This window comes from Paenibacillus sp. MABNR03 (assembly GCF_050455445.1).
Taxonomy (GTDB): domain Bacteria; phylum Bacillota; class Bacilli; order Paenibacillales; family Paenibacillaceae; genus Paenibacillus; species Paenibacillus xylanilyticus.
This window is the reverse complement of the sequence record NZ_JBCIYR010000002.1, coordinates 746,659-773,265: the sequence shown is the minus strand read 5'-3', so window position 1 is coordinate 773,265 and position 26,607 is coordinate 746,659. Positions and strand designations below refer to the sequence as shown.

General features: G+C 50.8%; 22 protein-coding genes and 1 riboswitch. Of the genes, 7 read left to right on the top strand and 15 right to left on the bottom strand.

Annotation, left to right across the window (positions count from 1 at the left end; genetic code table 11):
* Positions 1-147: 147 nt before the first annotated feature.
* The 3 genes from AAIH57_RS12085 to thrS all read left to right on the top strand — a co-directional run bounded on the left by AAIH57_RS12085 (position 148) and on the right by thrS (position 5,076).
* A complete protein-coding gene (locus tag AAIH57_RS12085) occupies positions 148-909 on the top strand; it encodes a response regulator transcription factor (RefSeq protein ID WP_175398308.1) in 762 nt (253 codons plus the stop codon).
* Complete coding sequence (locus tag AAIH57_RS12080) at positions 906-2,669, top strand: sensor histidine kinase (RefSeq protein WP_175398307.1); 1,764 nt, start codon at positions 906-908, stop codon at positions 2,667-2,669. The genes AAIH57_RS12085 and AAIH57_RS12080 overlap by 4 nt, the downstream gene beginning before the upstream one ends.
* Before the next feature lie 475 nt (positions 2,670-3,144).
* The gene (thrS, locus tag AAIH57_RS12075; RefSeq protein WP_430021753.1) at positions 3,145-5,076 is read left to right on the top strand and encodes a threonine--tRNA ligase; all 1,932 of its coding nucleotides are present in this window, start codon (positions 3,145-3,147) and stop codon (positions 5,074-5,076) included.
* 87 nt (positions 5,077-5,163) lie between these two features.
* Here thrS and AAIH57_RS12070 read toward each other — a convergent pair whose 3' ends face one another.
* A complete protein-coding gene (locus AAIH57_RS12070; RefSeq protein WP_430021752.1) occupies positions 5,164-6,027 on the bottom strand; it encodes an SDR family oxidoreductase in 864 nt (287 codons plus the stop codon).
* Between the two features lie 136 nt (positions 6,028-6,163).
* On the opposite strand from AAIH57_RS12070, the gene AAIH57_RS12065 reads away from it, so the two are divergent.
* Together AAIH57_RS12065 and AAIH57_RS12060 are read left to right on the top strand one after the other, a co-directional pair.
* Positions 6,164-6,661 carry a hypothetical protein gene (locus tag AAIH57_RS12065; RefSeq protein WP_175398304.1) on the top strand — a complete coding sequence of 166 codons (498 nt, stop codon included), beginning with the start codon at positions 6,164-6,166 and terminating at the stop codon, positions 6,659-6,661.
* Positions 6,662-6,699: 38 nt separating this feature from the next.
* Positions 6,700-7,446, top strand: a complete 747-nt coding sequence (locus AAIH57_RS12060; protein WP_430021751.1) for an MBL fold metallo-hydrolase — start codon at positions 6,700-6,702, stop codon at positions 7,444-7,446.
* 164 nt (positions 7,447-7,610) lie between these two features.
* On the opposite strand, the gene AAIH57_RS12055 is transcribed toward AAIH57_RS12060, so the two are convergent.
* Positions 7,611-8,816 (bottom strand): PQQ-dependent sugar dehydrogenase, encoded by a 1,206-nt coding sequence (locus AAIH57_RS12055; protein ID WP_430021750.1) that lies wholly within the window; start codon positions 8,814-8,816, stop codon positions 7,611-7,613.
* 346 nt (positions 8,817-9,162) lie between these two features.
* Between AAIH57_RS12055 and AAIH57_RS12050 the strand changes: the two genes are divergently transcribed.
* Complete coding sequence (locus tag AAIH57_RS12050; protein WP_430021749.1) at positions 9,163-10,251, top strand: M24 family metallopeptidase; 1,089 nt, start codon at positions 9,163-9,165, stop codon at positions 10,249-10,251.
* 126 nt (positions 10,252-10,377) lie between these two features.
* On the opposite strand, the gene AAIH57_RS12045 is transcribed toward AAIH57_RS12050, so the two are convergent.
* Both AAIH57_RS12045 and AAIH57_RS12040 read right to left on the bottom strand, forming a co-directional pair.
* Entirely contained in the window at positions 10,378-11,061 is a 684-nt protein-coding gene (locus AAIH57_RS12045) for a queuosine precursor transporter (protein ID WP_175398439.1), read from the bottom strand.
* Positions 11,062-11,288: 227 nt separating this feature from the next.
* Positions 11,289-12,686, bottom strand: a complete 1,398-nt coding sequence (locus AAIH57_RS12040; RefSeq protein WP_175398301.1) for an L-cystine transporter — start codon at positions 12,684-12,686, stop codon at positions 11,289-11,291.
* Between the two features lie 333 nt (positions 12,687-13,019).
* On the opposite strand from AAIH57_RS12040, the gene AAIH57_RS12035 reads away from it, so the two are divergent.
* Positions 13,020-14,720 carry a methyl-accepting chemotaxis protein gene (locus AAIH57_RS12035; RefSeq protein WP_430021748.1) on the top strand — a complete coding sequence of 567 codons (1,701 nt, stop codon included), beginning with the start codon at positions 13,020-13,022 and terminating at the stop codon, positions 14,718-14,720.
* A 181-nt stretch (positions 14,721-14,901) separates the two neighbouring features.
* Here AAIH57_RS12035 and AAIH57_RS12030 read toward each other — a convergent pair whose 3' ends face one another.
* The 11 genes from AAIH57_RS12030 to cobD form a co-directional block, all read right to left on the bottom strand.
* Complete coding sequence (locus AAIH57_RS12030; RefSeq protein ID WP_430022138.1) at positions 14,902-16,449, bottom strand: cobyric acid synthase; 1,548 nt, start codon at positions 16,447-16,449, stop codon at positions 14,902-14,904.
* 95 nt (positions 16,450-16,544) lie between these two features.
* Positions 16,545-17,471 carry an adenosylcobinamide-GDP ribazoletransferase gene (locus AAIH57_RS12025; RefSeq protein ID WP_430022136.1) on the bottom strand — a complete coding sequence of 309 codons (927 nt, stop codon included), beginning with the start codon at positions 17,469-17,471 and terminating at the stop codon, positions 16,545-16,547.
* A gap of 56 nt (positions 17,472-17,527) precedes the next feature.
* Positions 17,528-18,088, bottom strand: a complete 561-nt coding sequence (gene cobU / locus AAIH57_RS12020) for a bifunctional adenosylcobinamide kinase/adenosylcobinamide-phosphate guanylyltransferase (protein WP_413034594.1) — start codon at positions 18,086-18,088, stop codon at positions 17,528-17,530.
* Complete coding sequence (gene cobT / locus AAIH57_RS12015; RefSeq protein WP_175398298.1) at positions 18,085-19,212, bottom strand: nicotinate-nucleotide--dimethylbenzimidazole phosphoribosyltransferase; 1,128 nt, start codon at positions 19,210-19,212, stop codon at positions 18,085-18,087. The genes cobU and cobT overlap by 4 nt, the downstream gene beginning before the upstream one ends.
* A gap of 46 nt (positions 19,213-19,258) precedes the next feature.
* Positions 19,259-20,092, bottom strand: coding sequence for an ABC transporter ATP-binding protein (locus tag AAIH57_RS12010; protein ID WP_246311054.1), 834 nt, complete (start codon positions 20,090-20,092; stop codon positions 19,259-19,261).
* Complete coding sequence (locus AAIH57_RS12005) at positions 20,089-21,135, bottom strand: FecCD family ABC transporter permease (protein WP_175398297.1); 1,047 nt, start codon at positions 21,133-21,135, stop codon at positions 20,089-20,091. Before AAIH57_RS12005 ends, AAIH57_RS12010 begins: the two co-directional genes overlap by 4 nt.
* Complete coding sequence (locus AAIH57_RS12000) at positions 21,132-22,130, bottom strand: ABC transporter substrate-binding protein (protein WP_175398296.1); 999 nt, start codon at positions 22,128-22,130, stop codon at positions 21,132-21,134. The genes AAIH57_RS12005 and AAIH57_RS12000 overlap by 4 nt, the downstream gene beginning before the upstream one ends.
* Before the next feature lie 400 nt (positions 22,131-22,530).
* A riboswitch (cobalamin riboswitch) is annotated at positions 22,531-22,661 on the bottom strand.
* A 169-nt stretch (positions 22,662-22,830) separates the two neighbouring features.
* Entirely contained in the window at positions 22,831-23,478 is a 648-nt protein-coding gene (locus AAIH57_RS11995; RefSeq protein ID WP_430021746.1) for a histidine phosphatase family protein, read from the bottom strand.
* Entirely contained in the window at positions 23,469-24,449 is a 981-nt protein-coding gene (cbiB, locus tag AAIH57_RS11990) for an adenosylcobinamide-phosphate synthase CbiB (protein WP_430022134.1), read from the bottom strand. The genes AAIH57_RS11995 and cbiB overlap by 10 nt, the downstream gene beginning before the upstream one ends.
* A gap of 41 nt (positions 24,450-24,490) precedes the next feature.
* Entirely contained in the window at positions 24,491-25,285 is a 795-nt protein-coding gene (locus AAIH57_RS11985; protein WP_430021745.1) for an adenosylcobinamide amidohydrolase, read from the bottom strand.
* Positions 25,282-26,412, bottom strand: a complete 1,131-nt coding sequence (gene cobD, locus AAIH57_RS11980; RefSeq protein WP_430021744.1) for a threonine-phosphate decarboxylase CobD — start codon at positions 26,410-26,412, stop codon at positions 25,282-25,284. The genes AAIH57_RS11985 and cobD overlap by 4 nt, the downstream gene beginning before the upstream one ends.
* Positions 26,413-26,607 lie beyond the last annotated feature (195 nt).

Genomic DNA, 26,607 nt, shown 5'->3' with positions numbered 1-26,607 from the left:
GGTCTGCGCTTCATAATTAAGATTCTGTTAAGGTTGCCCGCACACTGCACAGCCCTTCTGAATGGTATGATAAACCTGATAGACCAATAGAAATGATCATACGAACGGTCAATTTACACCTAAAAATCAGGGAGGATCTTTTACGTCATGAATGAAGTTTCAATCCTGCTTGTGGATGATGAACAGGCGATTTTACATATGTTAAAAACGGTACTGCTCAAAGAGCAGTTCATAGACATTGACACGGTCACCACGGGAGAAGATGCGATTAGCGCATGCGAAAACAAAACCTATCATTGCATCGTGCTGGACGTCATGCTTCCTGGCAGAAGCGGGCTGGAAATCTGTCCTTTTCTGCGTCAATTGACGGATGCCCCCATTCTTTTTTTAACCGCCAAAACAACCGATTATGACAAACTGACCGGCTTCGCGGTTGGCGGAGATGATTATGTAGTCAAACCTTTTAATCCATTGGAAGTGGTCGCCCGGATTAAATCACTGCTGAAACGTTATTTGCCTAAACAGACCGCAGCGAACAGATTGCCCTCACTCCATGACGTAACTCCGTCATCCGCTACACCGCAGGAAGGCGTCTATGATTACGGTCGTTTTCAAGTATTGGAGCAAGCCGGTGAACTCCGGGTAGAAGGTCAGGTGGTCAGCTGTCCGGCGCTGGTTTATCAGCTGCTGCTCTTTTTCTGCAAACACCCCAATCGAATCTTCACCAAATCCGAATTGTATGAGCGGGTCTGGGGATCGGAATCCATCAGCGACGACAACACCGTCATGGTTCATATCCACCGGATTCGTGAGCGCATTGAGGCCGATCCCTCGAGACCTGAGCTGCTGGTGAATGTCCGCGGTCTGGGATATAAACTCATTCCGTCCGATATGGAGTCCGGCGAATGAGTATACGGCGCAGATTGATGACACGCTTCATCGGCCTACTTGCCGGAGCTGTAATCCTGATTTTGGTGCTCGGCGGAGGTATCGCCTATTGGGTCATCCAGCAGCTGAATGAGGCCAGCCTTGTTGAAGATTTTGCTTCTGTGGGGCTCGAACAACTGATCAGTACGGCAGAGATTTTGCCCGATGGCACGGTTCGATATGACCCAGAGCTGCTTAAGCGTGTAGAAGAGAACAACGGTTGGCTTCAGGTTCTCGATGAACAAGGCCATGTGGTGGATGCTTTTCACACTCCTTCCGATGTCCCGAACCACTATAACCCCGGAGAGCTTATATCCTATTGGGAAGGGAGAAAGCCCTTCCCCTATCAACTCTACATGCTGATCCGGGAAAGAAACGGAATCAACTTCACCCTGTTATATGGGGAGAGCAATCAGGCCGTAACGATGCTGGAGCAAACCTTCAGCGGCGGTAGTTATGCAAATGACAAGCTTGTGCTTCAATCAGAGCTGCAGGAAGTTATTCGCTCGGCGGACGCATATCTGCTAATTTTGGATCAACAGGGACGCGTGCTTGCTTCGTTCAATGAACCCGCCATGGGCACGCCAGACAGCTACAGCATTCAGGACCTGATTTTGCGTACGCGATACCCTACCAGGTATGGAATGACTACAGTGACCATCTATGATGAACAGAACCAGTCTACCTGGATGCTGAGTGTTCCGCTTGCCCGCAACCCGGCTGTGGTAAATGAGAACCCTTATCGTTTTATATTCGGCCCTGCACTAATTGCACTTCTGATATCCATCATCACCCTGCTTGTGCTGCTTGCGCTCTGGTATGCCAACCGTTTTGGCTATCCCATGCTGCATATGCTCCAATGGCTGCAGCGGCTCGAACGCGGGCACTACGAGGAACCGACAGGTCCTCGAGGCAAGCCACGCAGCCAGAAGGGAAACGGAAAATGGCGTCAAAAATATCGGGTCTATGCGGAAGTATTGCGATCCATCCAGACGTTGTCGAGTACACTCAAACGTGATGAAGAACTCCGCAAGCAGACCGAGTCCTTACGCGAGGAATGGATCGCCGGAATCACACATGACCTCAAGACACCTCTGTCCTCCATTCAGGGTTATGCGCACATGCTTGAAGCAGAGAAATACAACTGGACATCTGATGAAGTGAGGGAATTCGCAGGCATTATGCTGGATAAGTCCATGTACATGGACCGGCTGGTGAACGATCTGGCCATGACATATCGGCTGCGCAGCGGTGGATACCAGCCGCCCGTGGAACAAACAGACGTAAATACGCTACTGGAGGATCTTGTTCACCGCGCCGAACGCAACCCTGCTTATGGGGGAGGTCGCATCACGTTTCAACCTGCCCCAGTTCCGGTGAACGGTCATGTGCATATTCCATCATTTGAACGAATCGTGGATAATCTCACCGCCAACGCCCTGCTGCATAATCCACCGAATACTACCCTCGTCGTAAGTGTACAATCAGGTGAGCAGACAGGTGATTTCTGTGTCCAATTTGCCGATGATGGACGAGGGATGGACCCGGAGACCGTATGGAAGCTGTTCGAACGATACTATCGCGGCACGGATACCGCTACATCCGATGTCGGATCAGGTCTCGGCATGGCGGTAACCAAAGGGCTGATTGAAGCCATGAAGGGCCGGATTGAGGTTCAATCCGCTTTGGGGAAGGGAACCGTCATTCGCCTAATATGGGACCGTCATTCTGACAAAGTCTAAAAAATATCCGCTTGACCTTTTCATTTTCAGTCTATATAATCGACACTCAATAACACCTGTTCCAATATATTGATATGGACCTTGAGTTCATTTTCAATCCAATTTGAATGACATTAACTTTGTATATATGGCGATGACCAGAGACATGATTTCGTTTGCGTGCTGCCCAGAGAGAGAAGGGATTGGTGAAACCTTCTTCAGCGAACGGACCGGAATTACCCCTCTGCAGCCGTGGCCTCGAACCCCAGCCGGTCAGACTTCCCATGGACGTCCAACTTGGTTGTCAGTAGAGCTCACCGTCTGATCCACGATAACGGATCCCAATGAGGGTTATGATGTTTTCTGTTTTCGGCGGCTGGCCGACAGGAGGTATTCATAACCAAATTAGGGTGGAACCACGAGCTGAGCGCACTCGTCCCTTTTCCGGGACGGGTGTTTTTTGCGCTTCAAACTTAAACATTGGAGAGTGGTTCGCATGAGTAATCAACAAGGTAACCCCATTGAAATTCGCCTTCAAGGCGAAGCAGTTCGTTCTTACGAGTCAGGCATTACTGTCGGAGAAGTCGCCTCGTCCATCAGCACTAGCTTGGGCAAGCAGGCTATCGGAGGCATTGTGGACGGCGTAAACGTGGATCTCGATATGGCACTGGAACGGAACTGTGAACTTGTCATCGTTACACTGGACAGCGAGGAAGGCTTGAAGCGTTATCGCCACAGTACAGCGCATGTCCTTGCACAGGCATTGAAACGCATTTATGGTGCGGAGCAAGTTAAACTGGGGATCGGCCCCGTTATCGAAGACGGCTTTTATTACGATGTGGATCTGGAGCATGCCTTGTCCATTAGTGACCTGGCTGCCATCGAGCGGGAAATGAACAAGATTGTGCAGGAAAATGTGAAGATTAGCCGCCGGGTGGTTAGCCGTGAGGAAGCCCTTCGCCTGTTCGAAGAGATTCAGGACCCCTATAAACTTGAGCTGATTCGTGATTTGCCGCAGGATGCGGAACTGTCGATCTATGATCAAGGGGAGTTTTTCGATCTGTGCAGGGGTCCCCATCTTCCATCCACTGGACGGATTAAAGCCTTCAAGCTGCTAAATGTTGCAGGGGCCTACTGGCGGGGCAATTCGGATAATAAAATGCTGCAGCGAATCTATGGTACTGCCTTCCCAAGCAAAGCCCAGCTGGACGAACATCTGCATCTGCTGGAGGAAGCGAAGAAACGGGATCACCGCAAACTGGGCAAAGAACTGGATCTGTTCATGTTTTCGGAGGAAGCACCGGGCATGCCCTTCTATCTTCCCAAAGGCATGACTATTCGTACAGAGCTGGAGCAATTCTCACGCGAGCTGCAGCTGCAGGAAGGTTACCAGGAGGTTCGCACTCCTCTAATGATGAACAATCGCCTGTGGGAGCAATCCGGTCATTGGGAGCACTATAAGGACAATATGTATTTCTCAGAGGTAGACGACGCTACATTTGCACTGAAGCCAATGAACTGCCCAGGTCATATGCTCATTTTCAAAAATACACTGCATTCCTATCGCGAGCTTCCCATCCGCATGATGGAATTCGGTCAAGTCCATCGCCATGAATTCTCGGGCGCACTGAATGGCATGATGCGGGTACGGACATTTTGTCAGGACGATGCTCACCTCTATGTCATGCCAGAACAGATTGAGGATGAGATCAACCAGGCAATATCCCTGATTGGGCGCATGTACGATATCTTTGGATTCGAATACACAATTGAGCTGTCCACTCGTCCCGAAGATTCCATGGGATCGGAGGAACTGTGGGATCAGGCAGAACGTGCACTGCAAAATGTGCTGGATCGGCGCGGTGTGAAATACCGCATTAATGAAGGAGACGGTGCCTTTTACGGGCCGAAAATTGACTTCCATATTCTTGATGCGCTAAAACGCAGCTGGCAGTGCGGAACAATTCAGCTTGATTTTCAAATGCCGGAGAAATTCGATCTCACTTATGTTGGCGAGGACAGCCTGAAACACCGTCCTGTCGTGATTCATCGCGCCATCTATGGCTCAATCGATCGCTTCATTGGCATTCTGACTGAACACTATGCAGGAGCATTTCCGCTCTGGCTTGCCCCGGTGCAGGTGAAGCTGCTGCCTGTTTCCGATCACTATGTGGACTATGCTCTGCAGGTGCAGAGTCAGCTGCGAGCAGCCGGAATCCGGGTCGAAACAGATCTGCGCAGCGAGAAGCTCGGGTACAAAATCCGTGGAGCACAGATGGAGAAAGTGCCTTACTCGCTCGTACTTGGTGAAAATGAGAAAAATGCCTTATCCGCCTCTGTCCGCGCATGCGGTCAGGGAGATCAAGGCATCCAGAGCATTGAGGCATTTATCCGGCAGATACAGCAGACCGTGAAAGCAAAAGCCTGACGGTATCCGTCATTGGACTTGACGTGAATCGCCATTTTGGGTCATTTGCCGAAGTGAAGCACAGTGCTGCACTTCAGCTTTGGCCCATTACAATTTCTCATCAGGCTTCAGTCCAACCTGCTGCTCGCTCCATGTCCAGAAACGTTCAGCCACAGCATCGTCCATCGCATGTGCTTTTAGCTTCTGCTCTTTCTTTTGATAAAAGTAGCGTCCTGTCAACTTCTCTACCTCCGGACTTGTCGCCAGATAGATGGCCGTTTGTGCCCCGTCCTCGGGAGACAGGAAAAATGGAAGCTTGCCAACAAAGGCCATGATACGCGTGCCAAAGCCGGTATGGCGATCCACACCAATGCTTGTGCCCACCGCACCTGGATGCAGGCAGTTCACCGTGACTCGGCTGCTCGCCACTCTACGGGCCAGAGCACGGGTGAACAGCACGTTGGCGAGCTTGGACTGCGCATAGCTTTTGATCGGATTATAGCCTTTGTGCAGATGCGGGTCGTCAAAGTGGATCTTGCCTGCTTTGTACGCACCGGATGACACGTTCACGATTCGTCCCTGCTCCGCAGCTTTCAAAGGCTCTATTAAGAGCAATGTGAGCAGGAAATGACCCAGATGGTTAATGCCAATGCTCTGTTCAAATCCATCCGAGGTCTCCTGTCTTTTCAGCATCACCACACCAGCATTATTCACCAGGACATCTAGCGTGTTATATCGTTCCCGGAAGGCTTGGGCAAATTGGCGGATGCTCTTGATTGAACCCAAATCACACAGTATCAGTTCAATCGCGTTAGAACCGGAATCGCGCAAAGCATCCTGCAGGGCCTGCTGTCCACGCTTCTCGCTGCGACAGGCCATAATGACCCTGTACCCTTGCCTTGCAAGTTGAATGGTGGTCGCGAGCCCCATGCCGGAATTTGCTCCTGTTACAATCGCTGTTTTCATGGACATCAGATCCTTCCCTTCTGAACCTGGGGTTCGAATATGGAATAACAGTCACAATCCTGCCCCCATGGAAAAGAGGCACTCCGTGTAACAATATGAGATAATGGAGTAATCATATCTCGGTTTAGATGGGAGGACAGGCATGCTCACCAAAGAAGATTTTAAAAAGATCAAAAAAGAAGCAAAGCTTGAAATCGCAGTACTGGAACAAGAGTATCATGATATTGGACAGAAACTCGATTCATCACAATCGGATCAACGAAAAAATCGCAGATACGCCTCACTCGTCATTGAGTTATGCTCCATTATGGAACAAATGTTAAATCAGCTGTATCAAAACGTCTATCAAAAAAGCTTTAATTCGACCGAGCTGATGAAAATTCCTGCTTACCGTGCACGCTCCAATATGGAGATGATCCAGGCTGAATTAACCAAACAACAAATCACTCTTAAATCCGGAAAGGAAAACATGGCTCATGCTCTCAGTCAGGTCTTCCAGGCGAGGAACAGGCTCATTCATGAAAACTTTACGTTTGCCTCCATCGTCAAGGAAGACATGAAGGAAGAACAAACTTTTGAAGCCATGCTGGATACAATCAAGAGGTACAGAAAACACTTAAAATATCTTCGTCCTGAATAAAATCGCCTACCAAACATTTAAAAGGAGGTGGACCGGACTTGATCCGGAAACCTATGAATCATCAGACAACTGACCTAACGGTGCTGCATCTCAGCATTCCCACACCTTCGGGAGACAACCCCATCTACCCTGTCATGCTTCGCGATGAAGACGGCATCACCCTCGTGGACACAGGCATGATTGGCCAATTTGCCGGTCTGGAGTCCGCACTGGAGCAGGAAGGCGTACAGCTGGCTGATGTCAAACGCATCATTTTGACACATCAGGACATTGACCATATCGGTAATCTGGGCGCTCTTCTGGATGCGATACCTGGACTCGAGGTCTGGGCACATGCGGATGAAGTTCCCTATATTAAAGGTGAAAAGCCTTTGATAAAGTTCACAGCTGAACGCAGAGCCCTGCTGCCCGCACCAGTGCTTGCGCAAGCCGATCAGCTCCTTTCCCAGCTGCCTGAGATTGAAATCAGCAGAATTCTGGAAGATGGGGACATGCTGCCTCTTCAAGGCGGAATTCAGGTCATCCATACACCGGGACACACGCCGGGACATATCTGCCTGTACTTCCGTGAATCACAATTCCTGCTTGCCGCTGACGCACTTCGTGTCGTGGACGATGAGCTGGTTGGGCCTGCGCCACCTGCAACACCGGACATGCCTGAAGCGCTGAGAAGTTTGAAAAGGCTGACCGGCCTGAAACTGAACAAAGTGCTCTGTTACCACGGCGGAGAATACACGAAGGAACCAGCTGAACATATCGCCAAACTTGCGGAGAGCGCGGATTAATTGACGGCTATGATCTGATGCTGCTTTCATAATAAAAGAAATCAAGGGGCAGTCCCAAAGCCATAGACATGGCGGGACGCCCCTTTTATCTATTTTAACGAACGGGCTGCGTTCTATTAGACGCATGGGTACAACTTCAATATTGAACAATTCCCACACACAGCTCAGCTCTCTGGCGTAAGCACAATGAGTTGGTCATCCCCATCCCGCGGGGTTCCGCGTCCGTCCCGATTGTTCGTCAGGATATATAATTTCCCGTCTTCTCCGCCAGTTACGTTACGAATGCGTCCCCACTCCTCTTCAAAAACAGGTTCTACCTTCTCCACTTGTGTACCATCCTTGGACAGAGTAATATGCAGCAATTGCTCGCCTCTCAGGTTAGCCGCAAGCAGTGAACCCGCCCACGGTCCTTCCTCTATAAAAGCTAAACCCGATGGTGCCCATGTATCGTCACCACTATGAGCAATTGGGGCCTGATAGGTAGCATTGTCATCCTCGTCCCCTTCAACTTCAGGCCAGCCATAGTTCTCACCTGCTTCGATCCGGTTAATCTCATCATAGTTACGCTGGCCATGCTCGGTGGCATAAAGGTACTTGTTATCCGGATTCCATGCAAGACCCTGCGCATTCCGATGTCCCATGCTGTATACGGGGGAGTTCGGCCACGGGTTGTCTTCAGGGATCGATCCATCGAGACCAATCCGCAATATTTTGCCACCCAAGCTGCCCTGGTCCTGTGCCAGTTCCGGTTCATAACGTTCACCTGTCGTAATATAGAGCATGTTGTCCGGGCCAATTTTGATCCGGCCTCCGTTATGATTCGTCCCGCCTGGAATGTTGCCCAGCAGCTCCTTGTCGATCACAGCTTCATTCTCATTCACCTTCAAACGCAATATCCGATTCGCAATCCCGTCTCCTTCAAGATAGGAATGGTAGGCGTAGAGATAACCGTTATTCTCAAAGTCCGGATCAGCAGCCAAGCCCAGCAATCCCCCTTCGCCCTCTTCATTGAACGGAGCCTCAAACGCAATGAGCGGTTCAGTTTGCAATTCTCCATCCTTAATAACACGAATGGTTCCGGGACGCTCCGTAACAAACATCCGTCCATCCGGCACACTCACCAGTTCCCACGGTGCATTCAGTCCAGTCACCAAAACCGAGGCCTGATACGGGATGACCGCATTTTCCTGCGTACCTCCCTCATCGGTATTCGTATTGTTATTGCCTCCACTAGCCGCCTGTCCCTGACCCATCCCTTGCCCTTGTGACACCTGCTGAGATTCTGTGGATGGATCGCCTGATGTACAGGCCGCCAGCAGAGACATACTTAACAGCGAAGCGTATAGCGGAACACTTAGTCGGTTATTCATCTTTTCATCTCCTTCTATTGGATGGAGTGTAATGGAGCATTGTTTGGGCATACATTCAATAAACAAATTCGAATCTGCCAAATGCTGCTGCGGTATGTTCAAGGATAACTGATCTCAGTATCAGTATCAGTATCGGTATTTGCATTTGCATCGGTATCTGTATCTTATATCGGGATCGGCTAACTATCTCAACGTCGTTTCGCCCTGTATTTACCCCTCCCTCCACTCGCCTAAACGGAAAATTGGCGGCATTCGATACAGGTCTCATGCCCTTCCCCTTTGGCATTTTTCAATATTCTTCTATAATAGAAGGATAGAACGAACTGAAAGGTGGACGTATACACTCATGAATCAAAGCCCTTTATCCCGTCTGGAAGCTGATCTGTCTGCACAAGGATTGGACGCCATGCTGATTACAGATCCGAAACATATCTACTATTTAACCGGTTTTGCAAGCAACCCGCATGAACGTTTTCTCGGTCTTGTTCTCGCCCGTGGCGAAGAACCTTTGCTGATTGTTCCTGCCCTGGATGCTGAAGCTGCTGCGGCGGCCTCCTCGGTAACCAATATCGCGACTCATTCCGATACCGACAATCCCTATGCATTGTTCGAACGTTATAAGGGACGTCTGGGCCGGATGGGCCTTGAAAAAGAATACGTCACCGTTGCGCGTTACGAGCAGCTGACTGCTGCTCTGGGTGCTGTCAACTTTGAAGATGTCGGTCCTCTGCTCCGCACTCTGCGCGTGAAGAAGACACCGGACGAAGTCGCCCGCATCCGCCATGCCATTCATCTCATTGAAGAGACCCTTCGCCAGGGACTGTCTCATGTACGCACAGGTGTTACCGAGATTGAACTGGTAGCTGAAATGGAATATCAGATGAAGAAACTGGGTGCAGATGGCCCTTCCTTCGATACCATGGTGCTTACCGGACCCAAGACAGGTCTGCCGCATGGTACACCGGGTGAACGCAAACTGCAGCATGGCGACTTGTTGATGTTCGATATGGGCGTATACGCTGCAGGGTATGCATCTGATATTACGCGTACATTTGCGTTTGGTGACATTTCACCTGAATTGAAGACCATTTATAACACGGTGCTTGCCGCAAACGAAGCTGCCATCCGTGCGGTGAAGCCAGGCGTGGCTTGTGCCGATATTGATCGTGCAGCACGTCAAGTGACGGAAGACGCCGGATACGGCGAGCGTTTCCTGCACCGCGTGGGGCATGGGATGGGCATTGATGTGCATGAGTACCCTTCTCTGCACGGACAGAACATGGATACTCTGCAGGAAGGCACCGTGTTCACAATTGAACCAGGGATCTATACGGGTGCAGGCGGAGTTCGAATTGAAGACGATGTTCTCGTAACAGAAAACGGCGTCGAGGTGCTGACTTCCTATCCAAAAGAGCTGCAAATTTTGACGGATTAATCTTACATGTATGAAATTAAAAATGACCCGCTTAGCCATAACATGTGGCTGTGCGGGTCATTTTCGTTATCAAGCTTTTTTATTTGCAGTCAACTGCTTATGATTACGAATGCAGACTAAACCTGACTAGGCTTCATCCTTGATTTTAAAATTGCGCGCTGCATATAGAAACGGCGTACCCACCGCGGTCAACACGAATTTGATAATGTACGTTGTCAGGAAGATTTCGAGCCAAACATCCCATGGATAGATGAAAGCAAATGCAATCGTGCAGAACACCAATGTATCTACAAAGGAACTGACGATCGAGCTGCCGTTCGTGCGGATCCATAACTGATTGCGTCCAGGTGCCATCTTCCGCAGCATGCTGAACAGTCGCACATCCAGGAATTGGCTAATGAAATAAGCTGTCAGACTTCCGAGTGCCAGACGTGGCAGCAGACCGAACAACGTTTTCATGGAATCCTGAGCAAAGTCCGTTGGTGCCGGTTCAAAGAATATGACCATCTGCATCAATACCGTCGTCATGATCAGCGTGAAAAATCCGAACCATACGGCCTTCCGCGCTTCACCCGATCCGTACTTCTCATTGAGAAGATCACTGGTCAGATACATGCTGACATACATCGTGTTGCCGAGTGTCAATACGATCCCCATAATATCTATCGTTTTGGTCACCTGAATGTTGGCTATCACCGTAGCCACACCAATCCAGGCATACAGACCCTTTTTACCGAACAGGCGGTAACACAATAGGAAAAAACCATACGTTACGAGAACGAAAAGCGCTCCCCAACCCAAATTAAACATAAACACATACACTGCCTTCCTAGTTTTGATTACGCGGGATGGTTACGAACCGCGGTCTGGCACCGGGCCAAAACATGAATACTCTATCACATTTCCCTTCCTTTGAACAGCACTAAATAACGTCAATCTGTTGGTCTTATACAAAAAGCCGCCCTACGGGTTAACCCGTAGGGCGGCTAATTCTGGCTTGTTGCTGCTCATAAGCCATATGCTTATTTGATTCCGGGTTACGCTTGAACCGCAGAATCCAGATCACGGCTTTGATCATTGAATGTATCCTGATCATTCTCTTTCAGAATTTTACTGGATACGAGACCAGCCGTCATTGAATCGTTCACGTTCAGCGCCGTACGACCCATGTCGATCAGCGGCTCAACCGAGATCAGCAGGCCTACCAGTGCAACCGGCAGATTCATCGTGGACAACACGATCAGGGAAGCGAAGGTTGCCCCGCCACCTACACCAGCTACACCGAAGGAACTGATCATGACAACCAGGATCAGGGTAATGATGAAATCCCAGCTCATCGGATCGATGCCGACCGTAGGAGCAATCATGACCGCCAGCATGGCCGGATAGATCCCGGCGCAGCCGTTTTGACCAATAGTAGCCCCAAAGCTTGCCGACAGGTTCGCAATACCATCCGATACGCCAAGTTTCTTCGTCTGTGTCTCCACGTTAAGCGGGATTGTAGCCGCACTTGAACGGGAAGTGAAGGCAAATACCAGCGTTGGCAAAACCTTTTTCACATACGTCAGCGGATTGAAACCAAACAGTGCGATAATAATCAGGTGGATGATAAACATCACAATCAACGCAACGTAGGAAGCAATGACGAACTTGATCAGCTTCAGGATCTCTTCCGGATTCGTTGTCGCCGTTACTTTCGTAATGAGCGCCAGAATACCATATGGCGTCAGCCTGAGCACCAACGTTACAATCCGCATGACTACAGCATATACCGCATTCACCATGCTTCGGAATGTTTCAGCCTGCTGTGGCTTTTTGCGATCCAGTCCAAGGACTGCTACACCGATAAACGCCGAGAATATAACGACAGCAAGTGTGGACGAACGGCGTTCCCCGGTCATGTCTGCAAATGGATTCGAAGGAATAAATTCCAGCACCTGCTGAGGAATCGTCTGATCCTGTACATCAACGAGACGTTCCTCGACCTTCTGTACCTGTGCGAGCTCTCTGTCTCCACCTTCGATCTCAATCGAAGTCAGGTTGAAGCTCAGACTTGTTACGATACTTACACTTGCGGCAATGGCAGTCGTAATGAGCAAAATCGCAATGATGGAAAAGCTCATTTTGCCGAGGTTTTGCTTGCCTTTCAAATTCATGATAGCTGAAATAATGGAAACCATGATCAGTGGAATTACGACCATCTGTAACAATCGAACATATCCCGAACCGACAAGATTAAACCAATCAACAGACTTGGTAACAATGTCGGAATTAGAAGAGTAAATCAGTTGAAGAATGACGCCGTACACAACCCCGATTCCCAGACCCGCGAATACTCGCTTCGTAAAGGAAATATGTTTCTTTTGCATCCAATACAGGACGCCAAGAAGAACGAGCATAATCACTACGTTCAGAATGACTAGAAAAGTATCCATTTCGTAAATCCTCCTCAAAATGTGCATACCGATTGATCGGTTTTTCTACTCGCTTGAAGCGATATTGAACAATATATCATATAACAAACTATTCTGGTAGGTATTAATTGATATTATGTAATAAGCATGTAATAAATTCATGGATTTCTGAAAAAAATTCACCGTTTAATGAAAATTATTGTATTCAACCCCCGGTTAATTTTGTAATATAGGTATATCCGCTTATTCCCAAGATTTCTCAACGTGAAAATTAGGCCTTTCTTCGTTGGTACATAGTCTTAAGGGACGGAAAAGCGACAAATGTTAATGAACATGACGTGAAAGGATGATCCTATGTTTCGTAATCGTACGGTGGCCGGCAAAATCAGAGGCACGCTGTTCCTCGTTCTGCTGGTGGCCTCCCTGTTGTTTAGTATCAGTTTCTATGCTGTGTCCATGAATATCATGCAGAGTTACGTGCTCCCGCAGTTCGACAAAGTCCTAAACACGTCTATTCAGGATATATACAAAAACATTTCAGCCTCCAAGATCTTGCAGGTGCAAAGTGGCGGGGCAGGTGCTGAAGGTGCCGCACTGACTGTCGAATCCTATTTGGCTGAAAAAGCAAAAGAACATAATCTCGATGCGTCTTACGTGGTATCCATCGAGGAAGGTAAAGCCACCGTTGTCATTGCGAATGCTGCCTCAGAAATGATAGCCGGAGATGAAATCAGTGTCCAGTCCGCGATGAATACGGCTGTCGAGACAAAAGAAATGGTCATCAGTGAAGTCTATTCCGATTCCTTCGGCGTACATAAAGCAGCCTTTATTCCGATCGCTGGCAGTAACATGATCATGGCCGTAAGTATGGATGCCCAGTTTATTCAGGACAAAAATGTCCAGATCTTCTGGTTATGCCTGGGTATCACAGCATTGGTCTTTGTGCTTGGCTGGCTCATCTCCACCAGCATGATCAAAAGAGTAACCAAACCAATCATCCAGCTTGTACAACATAGTAAAAAGATTTCCCAAGGCGATCTGACTGCCGAGCTTCAGATTAAGGGCAAGGACGAGATCGCACAACTCGCAGCAAGTTTCCAGAGCATGACCCTCAATTTGAAAGAAATGATCAGCCGCGCATTGTCCACCTCCAATGAAGTGGTTGAAGGCTCTGATGATCTGTTAAAACGGGTTGAGTCGATGTCCGGTATGGTCAAAAACTCCAGCCGCTCTGCGGAAGACGCCGAGAAAGGCAGTATAACCATCGCGTCGAGCGCTGCCGAGAATGCACGCGCCATGGAAGAAATTACACAGGGCATTATGCATATCGCTTCTTCCTCTGCCGAAGTATCGGAACAGATCGGTGAAGCTGCGAATGAAGCCGTCAACGGTAACCGTCTGGCGCAGGATGCTGTTCAACAGATGGAACGCGTTGGTCAGACCGCAAGCGAGTCGCTGCGTTATGTTGAAACGATGAACGAACGTTCGATCGCGATAGGAACCATTGTTACATCCATTTTTGAGATCACAAAACAGATCAACATGCTTTCACTTAATGCTTCCATTGAAGCAGCACGTGCTGGGGAACATGGCCGCGGGTTTGCTGTTGTAGCAGGTGAAGTACGCAAACTGGCGGAGCAATCCAAGACAGCTACGGAGGAAATTGCCGATTATCTCGGAACCATTCGTGAGGATGCTGAACGTTCGGTGAGTGCCATGAACCGGGTAACAGAGGAAATTGGGTCAGGTACCCATGTGGTTCAGCAGGCAGGAACAGCTTTCCAGCAGCTTAACGAATTAATCCAAAACGTCAATCTGACCATCCAGACTGTATCGGCTTCGACAGAGGAAGTCTCTGCAGGTGCAGAGGAAGTCAGTGCATCTGTTGAAGAAACCGCACAGATTACCTCCAGATCGCGGGAGAGCATGCAGCAGATCGCTTCGACTGCCGAGCATCAGCTGAGTGAGATGGATTCCCACTCGGATACCGTCCGCCATCTGCATGAACAAGCCATGGAGCTCCAGTCTGCCATGAAGAAGTTCAAAATCAATTAAAATAAGCCAGCCAGGTATAACATTAAACCATCATTCCCACATGTGAACCACAATTAAACCAAAGACATTCAAATACCCCCATGCATAACAGCATACCGGTTTCCGGTACTGTGGTTATACATGGGGGTATTCTGTTACTTATTAAAATTGCGGTCATAGTACGTCCCTATACGTCTTTCATTTACGGTTGATACGGGGCCTGGACACCCATAATTTCGTATACCCGCTTCATGTCCAGTGAAGAGCGCAGAGATTCCGCTACTCGGTCAAACTCCATTTCCTTCCGTTCATGAGCACTATAGGTTTCCTGAAGCGGAACGAGTCCTTTCTTTTCCCGAAGGCCATTAAGCCATGTACGGCGAAACTGGTCACTTTCAAACAGACCATGCAAGTAGGTTCCCCATACTTTTCCATCTACCGTCCCCCATCCTTCCTGAAATGGCTGGCCACCGGGATGTGCGATCTCAAACAGTCCAGACACTTGCTTCGGATCATGGCATTCGGTCACGCCCATATGAATCTCGTACCCGTTCACAGGCATGAATTCAACCGAATCCCGCTCACCATGTAGACGAATAGGATGCTGCTGCTGTACACGCCCTGAAGCTCTTACCGTCTGCTTATGCTGCAGAAAAGTCGTAGACAGCGGCAGCCAACCCAGACCTCGGGCTTCCTGAACCTGATTGGCCTCCACTGCAAATGGGTCCTTCAGATGCTTCCCAAGCATCTGGTATCCACCGCAAATGCCCACAAGCTGCACATGATCGCGTTCGGTCTGACTGGCAATGGCCTGCTCCAGACCCGACGCTCTCAGGAATTCCAGATCACCAATCGTATCCTTCGTACCCGGCAGCAAAATGGCATCCGGCTGTCCCAGTTCCTCCGGCGAAGTCACATACCGCACATTAACATCCGGTTCGCGGGAAAGCGAGTCAAAATCCGTAAAATTCGAGATCCGCGGATAACGAATAACAGCAAGATCCAGCTCCTGTTTCCCTGATTTACCATGGCGCATGGAGTCCAGCACTACGGAATCTTCGGCTTCAATTTGAATATCTCTTATGTAAGGCAGTACACCCAATACGGGGATGCCTGTCCGCTCTTCCAGCCAATCCAGTCCAGGCTGCAGCAGGGACAGATCACCGCGGAATTTGTTAATGATAAATCCTTTTACACGCTGGACCTCATGCGGCTCCAACAGTTCAAGTGTACCTACAATGGAAGCAAACACACCTCCGCGATCAATATCCGAGATGAGAATGACTGGCGCATCCGCCCAGCCTGCCAGATTCATATTGACGATGTCCCGATCCTTCAGGTTGATCTCGGCCGGACTGCCTGCACCTTCCATCAGCACCATATCATACGTCTCACGCAGCCGGTTCAGCGCAGCCATTACTGTCTTCTTGGCTTCCGGCAGGAAATGCTGACGATAGTCCGAAGCACTCATCTGGGCAAAAGGCACACCGTGCACCACAATCTGCGAGTGCATATCCCGCACAGGCTTGATCAAAATTGGATTCATATCCGTTGTCGCTTCAATACCGCACGCTTCTGCCTGCGCTCCCTGAGCTCTGCCAATCTCCTTGCCATCTTCGGTTACGTAGGAGTTCAGTGCCATATTCTGTGATTTAAACGGGGCCGGTCTGAAGCCGTCCTGCTTGAATATCCGGCATAGCGCCGTTGTAATGACGCTCTTCCCCACATCCGATGCCGTGCCTTGCAGCATCAATACTGCCGCTTGCCCTACAGGCGTATCCTGCACGTTCCTTCACCTCACTCATCTCTCAGTGTTATGCTCCACATACTCGTTCCGTTCGTTCCCTATAGCAAAAACAATCCCTGCAGCAGACTTAACACCGTCAGCAGAGCGGCTTCCAGCAGCTCATTCATTGCACCGTATGTATCTCCTGTGAGCCCGCCCAGCCTTTCGCTGATGCGTCCGGCAACGAACCTGCCGATGAGATAGGCAGCCAGCGGTACAAAAATCACAGCCGCAATAGGGTACAGCCACCAAGGTAATGTCCCCAGCCCACTCTCTATAGCCAGCGCTCCAACCATGCTGGTGTCCGGCTCGAAGATCCACACGGCGGCAAGTGTAATGACGGCCGCCAGGATCGTCAACCCAATCGCGGAGCTTCGTGCTCGCTGGACTTCCTTCCGTTCACCAAGGCCCTTGAACAGGACTGCAAGTCCATCGTCTCCCCGGGCATTCGGCCAAGCCGAAATGGCGTATACCATGAACCAGCGGCTCCAGATCATAGGCAAAATCAGCAGTGCTCCATACAGCCAGCTGCCACGTGCAATAAAATCAGCGATTAATGCCGCTTTCATCATAAGCAGCAGCACGCAGGCGATCACGCCCATTGCTCCGACGCGGCTGTCTTTCATAATCTCCAGCATCCGCTCTCGGGTACGATAGCTGAGCAGACCATCCGCTGTATCCATCCAGCCATCCAGATGCAGCCCGCCAGTGAGCCATACCCACAGGGTCAAGGTCAACACGGCCGCCGGAAACGATGGCAGCAGTGCACCTGTTATCGCGCCAATGAGCCAGACACATAAACCTATAGCCGCCCCGACCAGCGGGTAATACACCACGCTCTCCCGCAGCAATGGCGGGACGAAGTCGATCTGCATTTTTACCGGGAAACGGGACAAAAATTGAAAAGCGGCCGCAGCTGCATGTTTTTGATCAAGACTACCTACCTTACCTGTATCCTGAGCTGGAGCCTGATTCACCTGATTCATGTTTTCCTCACCATTCGTGTTCTCCCGGTCATGCTGGCTGTCGTTTCCGTCAATACTCATAAGCGATACTCCTTGCTTTTCAGCTCAATGGCAATCCCCACAGTCACCAGAAACACCTCACGGCAAATAGCTGCGATCCGCTGATTCAATATACCCGCCAGATCCCGATACCTTCTGCCTAATGCATACTCAGGTACGATACCGTCACCCACTTCATTCGTAACCAGTACAAGCAGTCCGGGATAGGACTCAATGGCAGATACCAGTGCATTCATATGTTCCAAAACAACCTGTTCAGGCTCATGCTCATGTGTAAGCAGTACATTCGTTAACCAGAGTGTCAGACAATCCACCAAAATGGTTGGTGCAGACGTTCCTGTGTGGGATTCTCCCATACGTGTGATAAGTTCAGGCAATGCCAGCGGTTCCTCCACCGTGTGCCACAGGTACCCTGCTTCATCCCGTTGGTTCTGATGCAGGCGGATCCGCTCGCGCATCTCATCGTCATATGCCTGCGCGGTTGCCACATACCAGGCTTCGGAGGAACGCTGCATGCAGAGACGCTCGGCGAAGGAGCTTTTGCCGCTCCTCGCCCCGCCCGTTACAAGCACACTCATGGAGATACCTCTCCCCGAACCTCCGAGGCAGCTGTCGATGAGTCATCCGTACGTCCAGTCTCATTCGAGCCGTCCGATACGCCAGCGCTTGCGAATGTGGCCATTTCGTTCAATATACGACAAGCTGCATCAATTAAATGAAGGCTGAGCACGCCTCCGGTTCCCTCACCCAGCCGCATGTCCAGATCCAGCATCGGTTTGAGTCCAAGTTCGCGCAGAAGTGCGGCATGTCCACTTTCATGTGAAGTATGGGAAGCGATCATATACTCCACACTGACCGGAGCAAGCTGTCTTGCAATCAGCGCCGCTGCAGTGGAGATAAATCCATCCACAACAACAGGGCAGCCATGGGCTGCAGCTGCGAGAATGACACCTGTCAGTCCGGCAATTTCCAATCCGCCCACTTTGCCGAGCACGTCCAATGCATCGTCTGCATCCGGTGCATTCACGCTCAGTGCCCGGCTGACCACGGCAGCCTTGCGCTGCAGACCTGCATCGTCGATACCGGTTCCGCGGCCAACCGCTGAAGCAGGTGCTGTCCCGGTTAAGGCACACATGACCGCAGCACTCGCTGTGGTATTGCCGATTCCCATTTCCCCGGTTACGAACAACTTGGTTCCCTTGGCAACCTCAGCAGCCACAACCTCAGCCCCGGCAAGAATGGCCTGGATTGCTTCATCACGACTCATGGCTGCACCTTGAGCCATGTTGGCAGTTCCTTTGCGTACTTTGCGGGAGACCAGATCCGGATGTTCCAGATCGGCATTCACACCAATGTCCACACAGATGACATCTGCGCCTGCATGACGAGCCAGAACATTGACTGCCGCTCCTCCAGCGAGAAAGTTATGGACCATCTGCGGCGTTACTTCTGCCGGGAAAACGCTGATGCCTTCCGCAACCACGCCATGATCGGCAGCCATAACGATAACAGCTCTGCGATCCAGGGACGGCCGGGCCTCTCCGGTTATCCCCGCAAGACGAATAACCAGCTGTTCCAGTTTGCCCAGACTGCCGGGCGGTTTTGTCAATGCATCCACATGCGCCGAGGCTTCTGCAGCAACTTCTTCATTGGGACCCACGATCCGACCAATTAACTGTTCCAACACCTGTTCATTATTCATACCGCCAGCACTTCCTTCATCAAAATATGGGGTTGCCCCTTTTCGTTCATTCTTGTTCCCGCCGCAGCAATAATTGCGGCAGACCATGATCGGGATGATTCACCATGGCTGGGTTCACCCGGAAAATATCCCGAATGTTTTCTTCCGTCATCAACGACTGCGGTGTCCCACTGCTTACACACATACCCTCACGAAGAGCCAGAATGTGGTCACAAAATTGCGCAGCCAGGTTCAGATCGTGCAGCACAGCCACAATCGTGATCTTGTTTTTTTGGCGCCAGGAAGATAACAGCTCCATGAATTGCAATTGATATCGGATATCCAGAAAAGTCGTCGGTTCATCCAGCAATAACAGCTTGGGTTCCTGTGCCATGACTTTGGCGAGTGCCACCCGCTGTCTCTGTCCTCCGCTGAGTGCATCCAGCGGCCTGTCGGCCATTTCGGTTAAGCCCAGTTCTTCCAGGACCCGGTCTACCACTGCCGCCCCATCGGAGGTTTCCCTGCCCAGCCAATTCTGATAAGGATAACGCCCCATCTCCACAACATCCCTGACGGGATAGGAAATGGCAGGCAGACCGTCCTGCTGCAATACCGCAATCATACGTGACAGGTCTTTGCGACTGTAAGAGGTAATCTCCCGCCCTGCAATCCGGATGCTGCCTGCATTGGGCTGTTCCGTTCCGGCGATGAGCTGGAGCAGCGTTGATTTCCCGCTTCCGTTTGGACCAACGACACCCCACCATTCCCCTTCCGTGACACGCCAGTCCACATCATGCAGGGCTCGGTGGTCACCGTACATTTTATCTGCACCCGCGACCTCGATCAGCGGCTTTCCTGGGGTAACACTTGTATCCATGGTTGTACCCATGCTCGTACTCATGGCATCACCCCTTTTCGCAGCTTTTTGTTCCGATGCAGCAAATACGCGAAGAAAGGCGCACCGACAAAGGCCGTCACCACACCCAGCGGAATTTCGGTCGGTGCCAGCAAGGAGCGGGCAATCGTATCAGCCCATACCATGAAGATGGCTCCACCAATGGCGGACAAGGGTACCAGCAATCGATAGTCAGGCCCCACAAGCAGCCGAAGAATATGCGGAATCACCAATCCAACGAATCCAATAACGCCGGATACGGAGACCGCTCCTGCGGTAAGAAGTGTTCCCACAGCAAGCACGGACAACTTCAGCCGATCGACTCCAACCCCAATATGCGCAGCCTGCCGTTCCCCCAGAGCAAGGACATTCAATGAACGTGCACGGCTCCAGAGGAAAATCAGGCCCAGCAGAAAATACGGGAAAAGGATGGCCGTATACGACCACCCACGCAGAGCCAGACTTCCCATCGTCCAGTATATAATTTCATTAATCGTCTGTTTCGACATGGTCGACAGGAAGGAGACCACCGCTCCCAGAAAACTTTGCATCACCACACCAGCCAGAATCAGGCTGTGCGTCGGTATTTTGCGCCCTTCACGAGCCAGGGCAAGTACAAACCACAACGTGAGTACGCCCGTCAGAAACGCAACAAGCGGCAAGGTCCAGATTCCGATCAGTGCGTACTGCAATCCGAAGAAAATCAGAAAAGCTGCCCCCACCGATGCACCGGACGATACGCCCAGGGTAAACGGATCTGCCAGCGGGTTACGAAGAACCCCTTGAAATCCCGCTCCGGCGATTGCCAGCGATGCACCCACAAGCACGGCAAGCAGCACGCGCGGGAAACGAACCTTCCATATAATCTGCTCGGCTGACGTACTCCAGTCGGGCGTGATCCAGTCTCCGATCCATGGCATGTGATGAAGCAGAATGCCTGCAATGTCACGGACAGGCAGAGCCACCGAACCGATGCCCGTACAGATCAGCACGGTCAGCACAAGCAGCAGAATTCCGGCTGTTCCGTACACTGCCAGCTTTTTACTCATTGGAACAGATCAGGATAGATCGCTTTGGCTACAGCTTTCAAACCTTCCGTTACGCGTGGTCCCGGACGGCTCAGCAGGTTGGCATCCAGGCCAATGACTGCGTCGTCTTTCACAGCTGTAATTTGATCCCAGCCGCTGCGCTCTTTGATGATTTGATCCAATGTTTTGGAGTTTTCATCAATGACATCGTTCGCGTACAAAATCACATCCGGATTGGAAGCAATAATGTTCTCTTCGTTAATTTCATTCCAACCTTCCAGGTCGGAAGCAACGTTGATCCCACCGGCAACAGTGATCAGTTCGTCCATGAACTCACCTTTACCTACCGTCCAACCTGGGGAGAATTCAACGTAAACATTTTTCTTCTCTTCCGGCTTAACAGCCTTCACCGCTTCAGTTACGTCCGCCACATCCTGTTTCATCTTGGTGATGAGCTCCTGTGCCTGCTCCTGATGATCCGTGATTTTGCCAAACGTTTCGATGTTGTTCATTACATCGTCTACCGATTTGGGATCGGTTTTAAAAATGGTGATACCCAGTTCACGCAGCTTTTTCACGGCATCTTCGCTCATTGAGATACCTGTAAATACGATGTCTGCTTCAGCAGCAATGATAGACTCTTCGTTTGGCTTCGAGACGCCGCCCATTTTCGCTTTGGTTGTTGCGGCTTCAGGATAATCATCATAGTCGGATACCCCTACAATCTGCTCGTCCAGCCCGAGTGCGAACAGCGTTTCGGTTTCTGCCGGGGATACGGATACGATTTTGGCTGGCGCTTGCTCAAACGTAAAGGATTCACCCGTCGCATCGGTTACCGTCAGTGGATATTGTGTTTTGAGATCCGTCTGCTCCTGGCCTTGGGATTGCTCCTGTGCCGGCTGCTGTGAAGCACCTGTGCCCTCGTTAGTTGTTGCGTTGCCACATCCGGCCAAAGCCAGTGCGAGTGCCGCTGCACTCAGCAGTGACGCTACGTTTTTCCAATTTTTGATATTCATGTTGTTCATTCTCCCCTTCTCTATGTTCTCTCTTAAGTAGTGATCCTGACCGTTTCCCCTGAATTTGTGTTCCTAAATAAAATGACCCTAGAAAACCACACTAGGCCACTACGATTGCAGTACCATCTTCCGATCGCTGTTATCCCCAGATTTTTTTTGATTCTCTCTTATTAACGTGAAAATCCGGGGATAAAGGCGAGCGCTACGCTTCTCCAGATTGGTTCTGCACTCTTCGTTACGTGTGAATATTTCGGTTCATCCTATATGAACAAAAAAATCCCCGATCCTTACGCCAGGATCAGGGATGACGTCTCGCATATGGCGATCTGCACATCTTCAGCGTAACCACTGTACATGCGCATAGAACTGCCCGAAACGCTGTCCTTTCCTCGAAGGAACACCGGTTTGTACGTCCAGGGCAGGTAACCTGACTTACAGGACTACTCGTCCTGATTTACAGTGGCGGGACCGTGCCGGATTCACACCGGCTTCCCTATTTCACCCGTTGTGCCGTTCATCGCTCATAAAAATCGATGACATTTGATACATGCACACGGGACCCGTGGTCGCTGATATTGTAACCATTCAAGTGAGCATATCGCATCCGTTAGCACTTATGTGCATAACCAAAGATGTATCCATGCTGAAGTCACACTTCTGTTGTGATTATAGGTTATATTGCACATCCTTACAACCCGATTCATGGAAAAGACACCCTGCTTGATACCCAGCTGTTTTTGCTTTTTTCCAGCCGAACCTTAATCGCTTGCCCCGGAATAACCTGTGTGTCCCAGAATCCCAGTTCCGGTATGAGACGTGATACCGCATAACGAATTACGCCGCCATGGGTAACCACGGCTATCGCCGGAACCATATTTTCTCCGGAATATACCTCTGGCGAAGCGGACAACAGGCAATCCGTCAGAAAGGAGTCAATCCTCGCAGTAAAAGCCTGCCAAGGCTCGCCGCCCGGTGGCGTCACATCCTGCGGTGCATCAATCCAATCCCGGTAGTGCGGGTTGTCCTTGAGCTGATCGTAAGTCAGCCCTTCCCATTGCCCAAAATCAATCTCACGCAGACGCGGATCAAGCTGTGCTTGTCCTGCTTGCACAGGCGCGATTCGTTGCATGGTCTGACGGCAGCGCAGCAGATCACTGCAATACAGCGCATCCCAAGTGATCGCGCTGATCGACTCGCGAAGCGAAGCCAGTTCCCGCTCTGCATCCGGCAGAAGACCGATATCGGTATGTCCGAGATATCTTTTTTCAACATTCCAAGACGTTGTACCATGACGGATAAACACAATATCCCGTATTTCAGTTCCATGCTGTTCACAGTCTAATTCCACCACTGTGCGCCTCCTGCTGCCCAGATTACGAGTGCTGTCAGCCAGCATAACAGCACAAAGGCCCCCGCCGACCAAAACATCAAACGTGTGGTGCGCACGATATCCTCTGCTTCCATCAGCCGGGTCTGCTCGCCCATATAGGCTCGAAAAGAAGCCACGCCATGGTAAACGTTGTGTCCGCCAAGCCTGATGCCCAGAGCTCCCGCAACCGCCGACTCCGGAAATCCGCTGTTTGGGCTCGGGTGCAATCTGGCATCCCGGCGTACCATGCGTGCTGCGCCTTTTGCATCCAGCCTCATGAACCATGCTCCCGTTATCAGCAGCAAGGCGGTAATCCGTGCGGGAATCCAGTTCGCCCAGTCATCCAGACGCGCGGATGCCCAGCCGAGATGCATATATTTTTCATTTTTATAGCCGACCATGGAATCCAGCGTATTCACGGCCCGATAAGCCATCGCCAGCGGAGCACCGCCAATCAGGGCATAGAATAGCGGAGAAACGATGGCATCCACAATATTTTCCGCTACCGTCTCCACCGTTCCCCGCACCACCTCCGGTTCATCCAGATGAGCTGTATCACGCCCTACGATCATGCCGAGTGAACGTCTCGCCGCAGGCCAATCCTTTTGACTCAGATGACGATACACTTCCATGCCTGCATCTTTCAGTCCTTTGGACGCAATGGTGGTGGCAATCAGTACCACTTCAGCTGCAGCTGCAACCAAGGGATGAATGAGTCCAAGTATGTATACCACTCCCCAAGTAAGCGCAAAGGAACCACCCGCAATGACTATAGGAAACAGGACCCCAGCCCGTTTAAGGCCCTGATCACTGCTCACTCGTTTTCTGATCCCCCGCTCCAGTGCAGAAATCCCCTTTCCCATGCCGATCACCGGGTGGGGAATCCAGCGCGGGTCTCCAATGAAGCGATCCAGTATGTATGCCGCCAAAATAATCCAGGCTCCTGTCATTCCAGTCCAGATTGGCCAGCCCGCCAATTGACTCAGAGATATCATCGCTTGCTATTCCTCTCTTTCCACGCCTGACCGGTTTGCAAACTTTCAGTAATGGAGTCATACACCAGCCGCCCGATCGCTGCTCCAATCACCGTAGCCGTTCCCGCGTAGGAAATCAGTGGTTTTTCCCCCACCTGACTTGTGGCGAGCACGATCGCATCCGTTGTCGTTCCGGTTGCCGTTAGCCCGTTCTCGGCATCCACCACACCATAATCCGCGAGCGCTGCCGTTTTGGCTTCCACGGCTGTCTGAATGGCATTAACCATTGCTCCGGGCGTCATGTAGCCGTTCATCCATAACATGATATTAATCGTTCCGGGCGTATAGGGCAGGCCAGAAACTTCACCCGGTTTAGTTATGTTCCCCGCCGCATCAAACACCGTTCTTGCAGAACCAGCACGCGCAGCATTCGAAACCCCGGCTGTGGTACAGCACAAGATCCCTGCTTCATCGCCCATATATTCCTGAACGGAAGTGTGCGCAAGCTTAACCGCTGTCAGTAATCCGGCACATGCAGCTGTACGCTCCTCCCATCCCATCAGGAAGTCTGTAATATCACGCTGTGGGTCATCACAACGATAATGCTTGTCCACATAAATATTGAATATGCGATCCAGTTCAATCATCCCACCGCCGTACACCGCACTGGAAATGGCGTTTACCCGATTAGGGATGGATGATCGAATATGACGCTCATGCGCACGGATGGTTAGCCCCGGCCATGCAGCAGAACGATATTCGTCTTGTTCTGCTTTCGCATGGGTATAGTACTGGAAAAATGGCAGCGTCATGGCTCCGTCCCCCCTGCCGTCATTCCCGGTATCGTTTGTCCGATGATACCTTTAATTTCGTTCACCAGACGAAGATTCGACGTCGTGTCCTTGACCGCCAAACGGATATGTCTTTCTTCAAGTCCCGGGTACATGGCACAACTGCGAATCAGAATACCGCGTTTCCCAAGAGCCGCCTGCATGGTTGCCGCTGTCCACGGCTGCGGCACACGGGCCAGTATGAAATTCGCTTCTCCGCGTGTCACGTCAAATCCACAAGTCTCCAGGCCGGACGTCAACTTCTCTCGTTCAAGCGAAACCTGTTCCAGTGTATCCCGTTCAAAGGCTTCCCCACTGCACAGACAAGCTTCTCCCGCGATCAGTGCCAGTCCATTGACACTCCAGGTCACCTGTTTCTCCGTCATCGCACGAATCAGATCCGGACGACCCATCGCGTAGCCCAGCCGAAGGCCAGGTATGGCATAAAACTTGGTCATCGAGCGAATGATGATGACCTGTGGATATTCCTGTAATCGGGAGGCCAGGGATTGCCGCCGTGCTTCAGGGATAAAATCCATAAATGCCTCATCGATCACCAGGACGGTATCCGTCTTCTCTGCATGGCGAGCCAGCCGATGGAGTACTTCTACGGAATACTGCACACCATTAGGGTTATTGGGCTGTCCAAGGAATAGCAGATCCACCTGTTCCATCAGTTTTTCGATATCCTCAGGCAACGCTCGCCATTCAAGTTCTTCCCGTCCCAGGACATGATGTACTTCTGCCCCGAATTGCCGGGACAAGGAACGGTATTCCGAAAATCCGGGTTCCACTGTGCCCACCTTCCGGGGTGAGAGCCCCAGCAAGATCAGAGCCATGCTTTCTGCAGCACCATTGCCTACAGATATGTACTCCTCTGACAGGCCAAGACGCTCGCCGAGCAATGATTTAAAAGCCCGGTGTGCGGGATCAGGGTAACGCAGTACTGTTTGCAATCCCTGCTCCAACGCCTTCAGTACTTCCTTGGGCGGACCCAGAGGATTAATATTTGCACTAAAATCGAGGAAATCCCCAGGATTCCCGCCAAACCTTGACGCAGCAGTCTCCACGTCACCGCCATGTCCGAAAACTTCAATGAAACCGCTCATTTTTGTCCGTCATCCTTTCTGCATGTCATTTTTATTATGGATGGCGTGACTGTGATGGGTCAATCCTGATTTGTCTGAGCGATGCGCTCCCTGCTTCAATTCCTTTGTGTCCAATCGACAATTCGTTTACAATAGAAGAGGAATTTTGATTCGCAGGCGTAACACTACATAAGGGATAATCGTCCCTCACATACA